Genomic DNA, 13,414 nt, shown 5'->3' on the forward strand with positions numbered 1-13,414 from the left:
ATGCAATGAAAAGGCCACCCGAAGGTGGCCTCTGAAAGCGCGGGATAGTTAATTCCTTGGGATCGCCGTTCCCCATTTTTGCCAGTCTTTCGGCGCTTCCGGATTGAGCAGGAAGTGGTTGCCGTTGGCGGCTTTTGGTGCCAGCGGTGTGGTCGGCGGCGTTGCGAAGGCAATACCGCCGCGGATGAACTGCTGGAATGTTCCGCTTTTAAATACACCCCCGGTAAGACCGAACTGTAAATCATAGCCGGAGGCCAGCCAGAACACAGAGTTTTCACGTACCAGATACTGGTACTTTTTACTGACGCGCAATGTCACGTTCACGCGGTCAGCCATCGCGCCCAGATAGAAGCCTGAAACCGTACCCACTTCAATGCCGCGGAACAGCACCGGCGTGCCGATTTGCAGTGAGCCGACTTCTGCTGCATCAACCACAATGCCCAGACCGTCGGTGTAACGCGAATCGGTAATCGTGGATTCCTGCAAATCAAAGTTACGCGCAGGAACGCCTTTACCGGCTTCAACGTTGATGTACGGCTGAAGTAAGGTATCAAGATTGCTGACACCACCGGCCGAAATCTCCGGCGAAACGATTGAGAAACGTGTGCCACGGCGGGCAAAATTGTCGACGTATTCCGGATACAGCACGGCTTTGGCGGAAACCTGATTGAGCTGAGGATCCAGTTTCAGGGATTCTACCTGGCCGATGGTAATCCCCAGATAACGGATTGGCATGCCCGCGGAAAGTTTGCTGGCATCGTAGGTATTGAGCGTGATCTGGCTGCCCACGGCGCGTGCGGAGGTTTCGGAATCATAAAGAATACGCTTGGTGCCTTTGCTGGTCAGCACGCCTTCAAAGTTATCGAAGCTGATCGCTCCTTTCAGTGCGCGATCCAGCGGCGATGCCTGAACGGTCAGCCCGCTGCCGTTCAGCTGCACTTTTGCGCCACCTTCTGCCCAGAAAATAGTTTTTTCGGTCAGCAGGTTGCGGTATTGGGGCTGGATGTAGACATCCACGTCAAACTCGTTGGCTTTGGGGCGCACGTTAACAATCTGGCCTACCTGGAATTTACGGTAAAGCACCACGGAACCGGCTTGAATGTCTGGCAGGCTTTTTGCCGTCAGCGTCAGCGTCGCACCTGGTTGATCGCCCTGAATGCCTTCAGCGGCTTTTTCCGCATTGCTGTACAGCGGATATTTCTGCGCGGGTTCGCCTTTTCCGCCCGGAATAATGCGGATGCCGCCATCTACCCATTCCTGCGCGCTGGCGCCCAGCACTTCCATACCATCGATACCCAGCTTCACATCAACGCGGCTGTTCACCACAAACTTGCTGTCTTTATGCAGTAAGTTTTTGTATTCCGGCTTGATAGCGGCATTAAACAAGATGCCTTCATCAGTCAGTGTGCGGTCGATGATCTGGCCAACGGTAATGCCATACAGTTTGATTGGCTGGCCCGCATCAATGCCATAACTTTGCGGCGCGACCAGCTGAATTCTGCTGGTGGCCGGATCCTGAAGCAGACGCTGGTTGCTGTCGAGGACGGTAAAACGCTTCTGCGCATCGCCGTCGCCCGGGATCAGTTCCAGCGTATTGCCGGTCAGCAACTGGCTGATATTGGCATTATTCAGGCTGAGTTTCGGGCTGTTCATTTCGATGCGCGTCCCGGTGCGCATCATATCCAGCACAGAAGGGTCGACGGTCAGTTTGCCGGTGACTTTGTTATCGGGCTGCAAGGTGATTTTTGTCAGCGTCCCGACCTGCAAACCCTGATACATCAGCGGTGTCTGGCCTTCGGACAGTCCATTGCCATTTGGCAAATCCAGGTCGATTTCAACGCCGCGCTGGCTTTGCGCCAGATCAGGGTAAAGCACGTAAGACTGGTCGGCCTTGGCGGGTTTTCCGTCGTCCGGAGAATCCATCGAGATCGCACCGTTAACCAGCGCTGCCAGACTTTCCATCTGAACTTTTGCACCGCTCAGGCTGAAATCGCCTTTAAAGCCGGAAACATTCCAGAACCGGGTGTTGTCTTTGACCAGACTGGCAAAGCGTTTGTCGATCAGTAAATCAATCGTCACACCGTTGTTGCCGCTTTCGATGTCGTAATCGTAAACTTTGCCGATCGGGATTTTACGGTAATACACCAGTGAACCGGTGCTCAGAGAGCCCAGGTCTTTGGCGTGCAGATGCACCATTAGTTCGCCGGTATTGAGGCGGAATTTAGGTTGCGTATCCAGCGCGACAAAGTGGTCTTTTTCTTTTCCGGGCCCTGGCATCATGCCAATGTAGTTACCGCCCACCAGTGCATCAAGCCCTGAAACACCGGCAAGTGACGCTTTAGGGGTGACAAGCCAGAACTGTGTGCCTTCACGCAACGCGTCAGACAGATCGCTTTTAATGCTGACTTTTACCTGAATGGTGCGCAGATCTTTGCTCAGGCTGATGGATTCGACCGACCCGACTTCAACGCCCTGATAACGCACAGGCGTACGGCCCGCAACGATGCCCGCTGCTGACTGGAAATCGATTGTGACAGTCGTCCCGCGCTCCTCGTAGTTGCTGTAAATGAGCCATCCGGCAATCAGTAAAGCAATAAACGGCAGAAGCCAGAAGGGTGAAATCCGGCGCCTGTGTTTTATCCGTGCTTCAGTCGGTGTATTCGGCGTTTCCTGTTGCATGTGCATCCCAAATCAAGCGGCTATCAAGCCATTCTACGGCAAGAATGGTCAGGATCACGGCAGCGCCAAAGTAAAAGGCGGCCGGTCCCATCGTAAAAGACAAAAGCTGATCACGGTTAACCAGCGACATCATTAAAGAAATAACAAACAAATCCAGCATCGACCAGCGTCCTATCCAGTGCACCAGACGGAAAAGGCGGATACGCGTCTTCAGGCCCTGAATCACTTTAAAATGAATGCTGATCAGTAACGTCAGCATCACGATAACTTTTGTGAAAGGGACCAGAACGCTGGCGATAAACACGATGGCGGCAATCGGTACGTTGCCTGACGTGGCTAGCGACACGACGCCGGAGAAAATGGTGTCTTTCAGCTGTTGTCCGTTGGCATAAATAATCGAAATCGGCAGCAGGTTCGCAGGGATCAGGAAGATGATTGCTGCAATAAGCGCCGCCCAGGTTTTTTGCAAACTGTGTTTATAACGCAGCCGCATTGGTACATGACAACGTGGGCAACGGCCCCGTTCATCCGGTTGTCCGGTAAATTTACAGGCCAGACACAAGCGCAGCGAAGAGGGCACGCCTTTGGGCTGACGCTGCGGATAAAACTCTTCCCACAGCTGTTCGATATTCAGGTTAATCATCGTCAGCGTGACCATGACGGTCATCATCAGGTACGCCGCCAGCGCAATGCCGACATTGATGTCGGCATACTCTTTGACCTTAATACTGGCGACGGCCATGCCAATCAGATAGATATCGAGCATTACCCAGTCTTTCAGGCGGTCGAGCATCAGCAGCACGGGTTTCAGGTTCATGCCCAGTTTGCTGCCAAAATGCAGGTAAAGAATGGAGAGCGCCAGCGTCAGCGGCGCACCGATAGTGCAAAACGCGACCATACTGGCGGTGACCGGATCACCCTGACGCGACATTTGCCAGATTCCTTCCAGGAGACTGGCGTCAATACGCGTGCCCAGAAGGCGGATGCTGATAAGGGGCTCGGTATAGGCAAACGGCATCAGCAGCAAAATGCTGATGGCAATCGTGATCAGACGCGGCAGGGAACAAACCCGACCCTTTTCGACTTTGGCGTTACAACGCGGACAGTGCGCCGTTTGCGTCCGCAACAGTGCGGGAAGCGCAAAAAGGTAGTCACATTCACTGCACCGCTGGTAGCGAATATGCGGTAGCTGGGCTGAAATTGTGTGTATTTTCATAGTACCTGGAATAGTAAAGAATACCTGTTGTTACAATTACGCATCCCCCTTAGGGGTCAGGCGAGGCCATTGAGCCAATATCAGCCAGGTTTTTTTGACAAAATAACGTATTATGCGGTCGGCAAACAGTTATTGTAGGTGAGTCTTTTTGATGTCACACAGGATTAACCTTGTTCATATGGGCATTTAATGCTTATTTTATAGAGGTTAAGCACACCAGAACGGCTCAGTGCCCTTAGGTTATTATTGGTTACTACATGAATAAAGAAGCATTCTACACGGAATTAAAACGTGATTTGAGCGCGTTGATCGCCGGAGAAAACAATTTTATTGCGACTCTGTCGAACGCCAGTGCCTTACTTTTTGAGCGTCTTGACGGCGTGAATTGGGTAGGTTTTTATCTGATGGATGGCACATCACTGGTGCTAGGGCCATTCCAGGGTAAAATTGCCTGCGTGCGTATTCCGGTAGGGAAAGGCGTCTGCGGTACCGCTGTTGCAGAAAATGCCGTACAGCGTGTTGGTGATGTTCATGCCTTCCCGGGCCACATCGCCTGTGACGCTGCAAGTAATGCCGAAATTGTCCTTCCCATCACAGTGAAAGGCACAGTTATTGGCGTATTAGACATTGATAGCACCGTTTATCAGCGCTTCGATGAAGCCGATGAACAGGGGCTGACAGAGTTAGTCAGCGGGCTTTGCCAGCATCTCGAAAACTGCGATGCTGAAAAATATGTCAATCTGATCGTAAGTTGATCGTCGGATAACGTGGCATTTAATAATGGCGTCATTATAATGGCGCCTGTTCATGCCTGCGCCGGTTGGCAAACCCGTTGTAATCAGGAAATTTCATGGAAAATCAACCTAAGTTGAACAGTAGTAAAGAAGTCATCGCCTTTTTGGCTGAGCGTTTCCCGCTCTGTTTTACCGCCGAAGGCGAAGCACGCCCATTAAAGATCGGTATCTTTGCGGATTTGGTCGAGCGCGTGCAAGGTGAAGAGAATCTGAGCAAAACTCAGTTACGCTCTGCTCTGCGTCTGTATACCTCAAGCTGGCGCTATCTGTATGGCGTTAAAGTTGGCGCAGAACGCGTTGACCTTGATGGTAATTCATGTGGCGTTCTCGAAGAGCAGCACGTCGAACATGCCCGTAAACAGTTGGAAGAAGCAAAAGCCCGCGTTCAGGCACAACGTGCAGAACAACAGGCTAAACGTCGTGAAGCCGGTGAAACCACTGAGCCACGTCGTCCACGTCCGGCCGCTAAAAAACCTGCGCCGCGTCGTGAAAATGCGCCCGCAGCTGTGGCTGGTCAGGAAAATCGCAAACCACGTTCACCTCGCCCACCGCGTGAGGAAAAACGTGAACCGCGTCAGGTGCCAGTAACAGACATTTCAAAACTGCAAATTGGCCAGGAAATCAAAGTCAGAGCAGGACAGAGTGCGATGGATGCAACCGTTTTGGAAATTGCCAAAGACGGTGTTCGCGTTCAGCTCTCTTCGGGTCTGGCGATGATTGTGCGCGCAGAACACTTGCAGTTCTGATACGGAGGCCAACTCAGGCATGAACAAATTTGTCAGATTAAGCGTTATCGCGGGTCTGTTAATGGCAGGGGCAGGGCTGGTGAATACCAGCTTTGCAGCGAACGAGAGTGCACCGGTGACTCTCGCTCAACTCCCTAATTTGACTCAAGACCCGCAAGATGCAACGGTAAGCGAGCGTGTGACCGCACGCTTTACCCGTTCACATTATCGTCAGTTCGACCTTAATGCAGATTTCTCAGCGAAAATCTTCGACCGTTACCTCAACATGCTCGATTATGGCCATAACGTACTCATGGCTTCCGACGTGGCGCAGTTTACTGACAAACGTGCCACTTTGGGTGAGGAACTGAAATCCGGTCAGTTAACTACGCCTTATGCCTTATTTAATCTGGCGCAAAAACGTCGCTTTGAACGCTATGACTACGCGTTGAAAGTGCTTGAGCGTCCGATGGATTTCACTGGCAACGACACTATTGAGCTTGATCGCAGTAAAGCACCGTGGCCGAAAGACCGCGCTGAGCTGGATAAGTTGTGGGATGCGAAAGTCAAATATGACGAGCTGAACCTTAAACTGACCGGCAAAAACGATCAGGAAATCCGCGATGTGCTCTCCAAACGTTATCATTTTGCGATGAAACGGCTGACGCAGAGCAACAGCGAAGATGTGTTCCAGCTGGTGATGAACGCCTTTGCGCATGAAATTGACCCGCACACCAATTATCTCTCTCCCCGCAGCACCGAGCAGTTCAATACCGAAATGAGCCTGTCTCTGGAAGGTATAGGCGCCGTCTTGCAGGGTGACGATGATTATACCGTCATCAATTCAATGGTAGCTGGAGGCCCGGCGGCCAAGAGTAAAGCCATTGCGGTTGGCGACCGTATTGTAGGTGTGGGCCAGGTTCAGGCCGGCAAACAAACCCCAATTGTTGATGTGATCGGCTGGCGTCTTGATGACGTCGTTGCGCTCATCAAAGGGCCTAAAGGCAGCAAAGTGCGCCTGCAGATCCTGCCTGCGGGCAAAAATGCTAAAAACCATGTTATTACCCTGACACGCGAAAAAATCCGTCTGGAAGATCGCGCAGTCAAAATGACCATCAAAAATGTCGGCAATCAGAAAGTGGCCGTGATGGACATTCCGGGTTTCTATGTGGGGCTTACGGACGATGTTAAAGTCCAGCTACAGAAAATGGCGAAGCAAAACGTCAACAGCCTGGTTATCGATCTTCGTACCAACGGCGGCGGTGCCCTGACTGAAGCGGTTTCTCTGTCAGGTCTGTTTATCCCAAGTGGCCCTGTTGTGCAGGTTCGCGATAACAACGGTCGTATCCGTCAGGACAGCGATACCGATGGCGTCGTGTACTACAAAGGTCCGCTGGTGGTTCTGGTTGACCGCTTCAGTGCGTCAGCATCAGAAATCTTTGCAGCCGCAATGCAGGATTATGGCCGTGCGCTGATTGTCGGTGAGCCGACCTTCGGTAAAGGGACCGTGCAGCAATACCGTTCACTGAACCGCATCTATGATCAGATGCTGCGTCCGGAATGGCCTGCGCTAGGCTCCGTACAGTACACAATCCAGAAATTCTACCGTATCAACGGCGGCAGCACTCAGCGTAAAGGGGTTACCCCGGATATTCTGATGCCAACCGGTATTGAATCGATTGAGACGGGTGAGAAGTTCGAAGATAACGCGCTTCCGTGGGATAGCATCAACGCGGCGACTTACACCAAAATGGGCGACATGAAACCGTTCCTGCCTGACTTGCTCAAAGATCATGAAGCACGTATTGCGAAGGATCCTGAGTTCCAGTACATCCAGCAGGATATCGCCCGTTATAAAGCACTGAAGGACAAACGTGATACCGCCTCCCTTAATTACGCACAGCGTGATAAAGAGGACAAAGAGGACGATGCATTACGTCTGAGCCGTCTGAACGAACGCTTCAAACGTGAAGGTAAGAAACCGCTGAAATCTCTCGATGACCTGCCGAAAGATTATGTGGCACCGGACCCTTATCTCGATGAAGCTGACCACATTGCCGTTGACCTGGGCAATCTGGAAAAAGCTCAGGGCGACCAGACCGCGGCGAAATAATTCTTCACCCGGTGGTCAGATGAAAAAGCGCACTCCGGTGCGCTTTTTTTATGCGCTAAACCGGGCATGAAAGCTCGCGGGGGCATGTAACTCCATAGATTTCAGCGACGGATGTGAAATAAAACGCTTCAAAATGTAAAGTATTGTGATTTTAGGTCTTTAGCGGGCAGGGACTCTTGAATCTGTGCAAGAAGCCCATAGGATCAGTACAGCCGGGCAGGCTATGTGCCGGTGGTGTGACTCGATCAATAACAACGAAGTAACAATGAGGAAGTAAAATTTTATGATGCGTATAGCGTTGTTCCTGCTGACTAACCTGGCGGTTATGCTGGTCTTTGGGCTGGTGTTAAGCCTGACGGGCATTCAGTCCAGCAGCGTGCCGGGGCTGATGATCATGGCCGGGCTGTTTGGCTTCGGTGGTGCTTTTGTCTCGTTGCTGATGTCTAAGTGGATGGCGTTGCGTTCGGTGGGTGGTGAAGTTATTGAGCAGCCACGAAATGAAACTGAGCGCTGGTTGATGGAAACGGTTCGTCGCCAGTCTCAGCAGGCAGGCATTGCCATGCCGCAGGTCGCGATTTATCACGCGCCAGATATTAATGCTTTCGCAACCGGAGCGCGCCGTGATGCCTCGCTGGTAGCGGTGAGCACAGGTTTGCTGCAAAGTATGAATCAGGATGAAGCCGAAGCGGTTATTGCCCATGAAATCAGCCACATTGCGAATGGTGATATGGTGACCATGACGCTGATTCAGGGGATCGTGAACACCTTCGTGATTTTCATTTCGCGTCTGATTGCGCAGGTGGCTTCTGGTTTCCTTTCCGGAAACCGTGATGGCGAAGAAAGTAACGGCAATCCGATGATTTATTTTGCCGTGGCGACGGTGCTTGAACTGGTCTTTGGTATTCTGGCGAGCATTATCACCATGTGGTTCTCGCGTCACCGCGAGTTCTACGCAGATGCCGGTTCAGCGAAACTGGTAGGGCGTGAAAAAATGATTGCAGCGTTGCAACGTCTGAAAACCAGCCATGAACCGCAGGAAGCGGGCAGCATGATGGCGTTTTGTATAAACGGCAAATCGAAGTCTTTCAGCGAGCTGTTTATGTCTCACCCGCCGCTGGACAAACGTATCGAAGCGCTGCGCAGCGGTCAGTACATCAAATAAATGTCCGTTCGTTTATGTGTAAAAAAATGCCTGGCTTATGCCAGGCATTTTGCTTTGCGAAACTTACGGTTTAGAACTCTCAGCAGCTTGCTGGCTGCTGGTTTTTTGCGTCATTCTCATCAGACTGACCAGCGCGCCTGCACCGGCGAGTGTCCCGGCCATAATTAACGAAGCATGCGTCCCGTGTGACGGGAACAGGTTAAACATCAGGGCAACCATTGCTGCACCGGTCGTCTGGCCTAAAAGACGGGCAGTTCCCAGCAAGCCACTGGCGCCACCGCTGCGGTTACGCGGTGCGGAACTGATGATTGTGTGATTGTTCGGTGACTGGAATAAACCAAAGCCCGCACCGCACAGAAGCATGCGCCAGATAATGTTCAGATGTGAAGGTTCTGGCGGCAGCAGTGAGAGCGAAAACAGCCCGAATGAAAAGATAATCAACCCGATCCCGCCCAGCATTCCGGGATGGAAACGCTCGACCAGACGGCCGGCGATTGGTGCCATCACCATCGTTGCCAGCGGCCACGGCGTCAGCAGCAGGCCGGTATCTACAGAGTTCAGCCCCAGCGTATTTTGCAGGAAGAAGGGCAGTGAAACGAATGCCAGCATTTGGGCACTGAAAGAGCACAACGACGTGCCCAGCGACAGGCTGAAAATCGGGATGCGCAGCAAATCCACCGGCAGCAACGGGAAAGGTTTCGATAACTGGCGGCGGACAAAGAACCAGCCAATAATCAGCAGCGCGATCACTTCGCCCAAAATTAGCAGATGGTTCAGACCCTGCGCGAAACCGCTGATTGCACTGATGAGCAGGCCAAACGTCAGCGCATTCATCACGCTGCTAGTGATATCAAAACGCTGCCCCTGACTGCGTGTTGAGTTGGCCGGAAGAAATTTCAGGCCCAGAATCAGCGCGACAATACCAATCGGAACATTCACCGCAAACAACCACTGCCACGACGCGACGGACAAAATCCCTGCTGCAATAGTCGGCCCTGCGGCGGACGAAACGGCAACAATCAGCGCATTAATCCCGACGCCACGACCCAGAAAACGTTGCGGATAAATAATGCGTATCAGCGCGGTATTGACGCTCATGATCGCCGCAGCCCCGAACCCCTGCAATACGCGCGCGACGGTCAGCGTCAGCAGCGAATCGGAAAGAGCGCAGAAGAGCGACGTAATGCTGAATACCAGCAGGCCGGTCTGATAGATGCGGCGATAGCCAAAAATATCACCGAGAGACGCCAGAGAGAGCAATGAAATGGTTATTGCCAGTTGGTAGGCATTCACGACCCAGATTGAGGCCGCCGGGCTGGCATGAAAATCATTGGCAATAGTGGGTAACGCCACATTCGCGATTGCGCCATCAAGCACCGAAACGGTAATACCCAGAGCGATTGCAAGGATCGCACCGTAGCGCTGTGGAACGGGAAGCCCGTCGTTGGGTGTAGGTGTCATGAGTTATGTCAGTGCGTAGTCATCAGAGAGGGGAATATTACTACGCTAATGAAGCTAAAGTGACAATTGTCACATGATGTAATGAATTTTTTACTGTTCTCTCAGTTCTGAAACTGGCTTAACAGTTCTTACATTCTCACGCATCGGGTAGATTGCTTCTCGTCGATGCTTACCACTATAATAAAAACTACGTTCTATTTTTTTTGAAACAAAACTCACGCGAGCAGGTAATTCATCCTATGGCTATCGCAGATCTTGATAAGCAACCCGATTCTGTTTCTTCCGTTCTGAAAGTTTTTGGCATTTTGCAGGCCTTGGGCGAAGAGCGGGAGATTGGTATTACTGAACTTTCTCAGCGCGTTATGATGTCCAAAAGTACCGTCTACCGTTTTTTACAGACGATGAAATCTTTGGGATACGTGGCGCAGGAAGGGGAATCTGAGAAGTATTCGCTCACTTTGAAGTTATTCGAGTTAGGGGCGAAAGCACTGCAAAATGTGGATCTGATCCGCAGTGCTGATATTCAAATGCGTGAACTGTCCCGTCTGACCCGCGAAACGATCCACCTTGGCGCACTGGATGAAGACGGTATTGTCTATATCCATAAAATCGATTCGATGTACAACCTGCGCATGCATTCACGTATTGGCCGCCGTAATCCGCTGCACACTACGGCGATCGGTAAAGTGCTTCTGGCCTGGGGCGATAAAGCGGAAGTCAGCGCCCTGTTGCAGGAAATCGAATTTACCCGCAGCACTGAAAACACCATTATGAATGCCGCCGATTTGCAGACTGCGCTTAATCAGGTGCGCGTGCAGGGTTATGGCGAAGATAACGAAGAGCAGGAACAGGGGCTTCGTTGCATAGCGGTTCCTGTGTTTGACCGCTTTGGTGTGGTGATTGCTGGCCTGAGTATTTCGTTCCCGACTATCCGTTTCTCAGAAGAAAGCAAAGCGCACTACGTTGAAATGCTGCACACCGCCGCGCGCAACATTTCTGAGCAGATTGGTTTTCACGACTACCCGTTCTGAGTCTTTGCATAAGTAATGCAGATATAAAAAAACCGAAGCCATTGGCTTCGGTTTTTTGTTTTCAGCGAACCGGGATCAGCGATGAGCCAGTTCAGCGGCTTCTTCAGAATCCATCACTGCTTTGTCTGTCTGTTTTAAAAGCTGGCTGGTGATTGTACCGGCAGTCATTGAACCACTTACGTTCAGGGCAGTACGGCCCATATCAATCAGCGGCTCGACGGAGATCAACAGCGCGACCAGCGTGACAGGCAGACCCATCGCCGGTAATACGATAAGAGCCGCGAAAGTCGCACCGCCGCCCACACCGGCAACACCGGCGGAGCTCAGTGTGACAATGCCGACCAGCGTGGCAATCCAGACCGGATCAAACGGGTTGATGCCCACGGTTGGCGCAACCATGACGGCCAGCATTGTCGGATACAAACCGGCACAACCATTCTGGCCGATAGTGGCCCCAAAGGATGCTGCGAAGCTGGCAATCGATTCCGGGATACCGAGACGACGAGTTTGTGCTTCAACGCTCAGCGGAATAGTGGCAGCGCTGGAACGGCTGGTGAACGCGAAGGTTAGCACTGGCCAGACTTTACGAAAGAATTTCGCCGGGTTAACGCCGGTGAAAGACAACAGCACAGCGTGAATTACGAACATGATGGCCAGACCGAGATAAGATGCCACCACGAAACTGCCCAGTTTAATGATGTCCTGAATGTTGGAACCGGCAACCACTTTGGTCATTAGTGCCAGAACACCGTATGGAGTCAGTTTCATGACCAGACGAACCAGTTTCATCACCCAGGCTTGCAGGGTATCGATAAAGGCCAGAACGCGCGGGCCTTTATCAGCATCATCTTTAACCAGCTGAAGTGCCGCAACACCAACGAAAGCTGCGAAAATTACCACGCTGATGATGGACGTTGGGCTTGCACCTGTCAGGTCAGCAAACGGGTTCTTAGGAATAAAGGAAAGGATCAGCTGAGGCACGCTCAGGTCAGCCACTTTGCCTACGTAGTTGGACTGGATAGCGGTCAGACGCGCGGTTTCCTGCGTCCCCTGAACCAGCCCATCAGCGGTCAGACCAAACAGACCGGTCACAAAGATACCTACCAGCGAGGCAATCAGCGTGGTGAACAACAGGGTACCGATAGTCAGGAAACTGATTTTGCCCAGCGATGACGCGTTGTGCAGTTTGGCTACCGCGCTCAGAATCGAGACGAAAACCAGCGGCATGACTATCATTTGCAGTAACTGGACGTAGCCGTTACCGACAATATTAAACCAGGTAATAGAGGTTTTCAGTACCGGATCATCGGAACCGTAGATCAGCTGCAAAGCCAGGCCAAACACCACACCCATGGCCAGACCAAGTAAGACTTTTTTTGCCAGACTCCATTGCTTATGGCGGGTTTGCGCCAGCAGCAAAAGGAGGACAACGAAAACCACTACGTTAAGAACGAGCGGAAGATTCATACCGAACTCCAGACTTATAGTTTTGATATTTAAAACGGGTGTTCCCGACAGGGATTGCACCATCCCAAAGCAATGGTGAGCAGGATATCAGTTTGGCACCTGAACATTTATATCCAAAAAGAATGCTTTATAACTTTTAGGTTTGATTCGTACCAAATATCACCAAAATGGCGGTATTTTATGCTTGTCATATGAATAATTTCAGAATGTGATTAAAAATATCCGGATTTATTGCACCAATAATGGGCGTCCAGTCAGGCCAGAATAGCGTCAGACCGACCAGCATCAGACATAACGTACGTTCGAGCTGATTGCCTTTTTGACTGTTGATTAGCGGCAGGCGAAAACGCCAGCGGCATGGCCACAATAATGGAACACCGGCTGGTGTCAGCATATCGGCCAGAATATGGCTCAGATAACCAATTATCATGGCATGAAAGGCATCGATGGGGATCACCCAGTCATGAGGGAAATGGGTGCGTAGCAGGAAAATACCCCCCGCGACGGCAAGCAAGCTGTGTGTGAATCCACGGTGCCCGAATGCCCGCGCGATCGGAGCGGAAATCCATTTCAGGCGCTGGCCAATCAGTGATTTGGGATGATCGATGTCGGGCAGCAGGCACGTCAGCAGCGACCCCGGAATAATATGCCACCAGTCGCCGTGCGCCAGTTCCGGAGAGAGCTGTGCCTTTTTCGCAAACACTGCACAGGCAATTGAAAAAATGAGGTGGCCTTCCGCCGTCATGACGCGTCCGAACTGGATAAC

General features: G+C 51.7%; 10 protein-coding genes. 5 read left to right on the forward strand and 5 right to left on the reverse strand.

What is annotated here, in order from left to right; genetic code table 11:
* Positions 1-48: 48 nt before the first annotated feature.
* Positions 49-2,679 carry a PqiB family protein gene (locus tag GW579_RS00065; RefSeq protein ID WP_165056874.1) on the reverse strand — a complete coding sequence of 877 codons (2,631 nt, stop codon included), beginning with the start codon at positions 2,677-2,679 and terminating at the stop codon, positions 49-51.
* A complete protein-coding gene (gene yebS, locus GW579_RS00070; protein WP_165056875.1) occupies positions 2,648-3,895 on the reverse strand; it encodes a membrane integrity lipid transport subunit YebS in 1,248 nt (415 codons plus the stop codon). Before yebS ends, GW579_RS00065 begins: the two co-directional genes overlap by 32 nt.
* 257 nt (positions 3,896-4,152) lie before the next feature.
* Between yebS and GW579_RS00075 the strand changes: the two genes are divergently transcribed.
* The 4 genes from GW579_RS00075 to htpX all read left to right on the forward strand — a co-directional run bounded on the left by GW579_RS00075 (position 4,153) and on the right by htpX (position 8,689).
* Complete coding sequence (locus tag GW579_RS00075) at positions 4,153-4,650, forward strand: GAF domain-containing protein (RefSeq protein ID WP_152325678.1); 498 nt, start codon at positions 4,153-4,155, stop codon at positions 4,648-4,650.
* 95 nt (positions 4,651-4,745) lie between these two features.
* Positions 4,746-5,435, forward strand: coding sequence for an RNA chaperone ProQ (gene proQ, locus GW579_RS00080; RefSeq protein WP_152325679.1), 690 nt, complete (start codon positions 4,746-4,748; stop codon positions 5,433-5,435).
* Positions 5,436-5,454: 19 nt separating this feature from the next.
* On the forward strand, positions 5,455-7,527 hold the full coding sequence (prc, locus tag GW579_RS00085; protein WP_165056876.1) for a carboxy terminal-processing peptidase: 2,073 nt from the start codon (positions 5,455-5,457) through the stop codon (positions 7,525-7,527).
* A 283-nt stretch (positions 7,528-7,810) separates the two neighbouring features.
* Positions 7,811-8,689 carry a protease HtpX gene (gene htpX, locus GW579_RS00090; RefSeq protein WP_152325681.1) on the forward strand — a complete coding sequence of 293 codons (879 nt, stop codon included), beginning with the start codon at positions 7,811-7,813 and terminating at the stop codon, positions 8,687-8,689.
* 63 nt (positions 8,690-8,752) lie between these two features.
* Here htpX and GW579_RS00095 read toward each other — a convergent pair whose 3' ends face one another.
* On the reverse strand, positions 8,753-10,150 hold the full coding sequence (locus GW579_RS00095) for an MFS transporter (RefSeq protein ID WP_152325682.1): 1,398 nt from the start codon (positions 10,148-10,150) through the stop codon (positions 8,753-8,755).
* A 239-nt stretch (positions 10,151-10,389) separates the two neighbouring features.
* Between GW579_RS00095 and kdgR the strand changes: the two genes are divergently transcribed.
* On the forward strand, positions 10,390-11,181 hold the full coding sequence (gene kdgR / locus GW579_RS00100) for a DNA-binding transcriptional regulator KdgR (protein WP_152325683.1): 792 nt from the start codon (positions 10,390-10,392) through the stop codon (positions 11,179-11,181).
* 75 nt (positions 11,182-11,256) lie between these two features.
* Here the strand turns inward: kdgR and GW579_RS00105 are convergent, their stop codons facing one another.
* Positions 11,257-12,648, reverse strand: coding sequence for an L-cystine transporter (locus GW579_RS00105; RefSeq protein ID WP_152325684.1), 1,392 nt, complete (start codon positions 12,646-12,648; stop codon positions 11,257-11,259).
* Between the two features lie 187 nt (positions 12,649-12,835).
* Entirely contained in the window at positions 12,836-13,393 is a 558-nt protein-coding gene (locus GW579_RS00110; RefSeq protein ID WP_104922575.1) for a metal-dependent hydrolase, read from the reverse strand.
* Positions 13,394-13,414 lie beyond the last annotated feature (21 nt).

This window comes from Rahnella contaminans (assembly GCF_011065485.1).
GTDB classification, from domain to species: domain Bacteria; phylum Pseudomonadota; class Gammaproteobacteria; order Enterobacterales; family Enterobacteriaceae; genus Rahnella; species Rahnella contaminans.

Bases quoted from the DNA above. Each gene is read 5' to 3' on its own strand.
- proQ (WP_152325679.1), top strand. From the start codon at position 4,746: ATGGAAAATCAACCTAAGTTGAACAGTAGTAAAGAAGTCATCGCCTTT.
- GW579_RS00105 (WP_152325684.1), bottom strand. From the start codon at position 12,648: ATGAATCTTCCGCTCGTTCTTAACGTAGTGGTTTTCGTTGTCCTCCTT.
- GW579_RS00110 (WP_104922575.1), bottom strand. From the start codon at position 13,393: ATGACGGCGGAAGGCCACCTCATTTTTTCAATTGCCTGTGCAGTGTTT.
- GW579_RS00075 (WP_152325678.1), top strand. From the start codon at position 4,153: ATGAATAAAGAAGCATTCTACACGGAATTAAAACGTGATTTGAGCGCG.
- GW579_RS00095 (WP_152325682.1), bottom strand. From the start codon at position 10,150: ATGACACCTACACCCAACGACGGGCTTCCCGTTCCACAGCGCTACGGT.
- htpX (WP_152325681.1), top strand. From the start codon at position 7,811: ATGATGCGTATAGCGTTGTTCCTGCTGACTAACCTGGCGGTTATGCTG.
- yebS (WP_165056875.1), bottom strand. From the start codon at position 3,895: ATGAAAATACACACAATTTCAGCCCAGCTACCGCATATTCGCTACCAG.
- prc (WP_165056876.1), top strand. From the start codon at position 5,455: ATGAACAAATTTGTCAGATTAAGCGTTATCGCGGGTCTGTTAATGGCA.
- GW579_RS00065 (WP_165056874.1), bottom strand. From the start codon at position 2,679: ATGCAACAGGAAACGCCGAATACACCGACTGAAGCACGGATAAAACAC.
- kdgR (WP_152325683.1), top strand. From the start codon at position 10,390: ATGGCTATCGCAGATCTTGATAAGCAACCCGATTCTGTTTCTTCCGTT.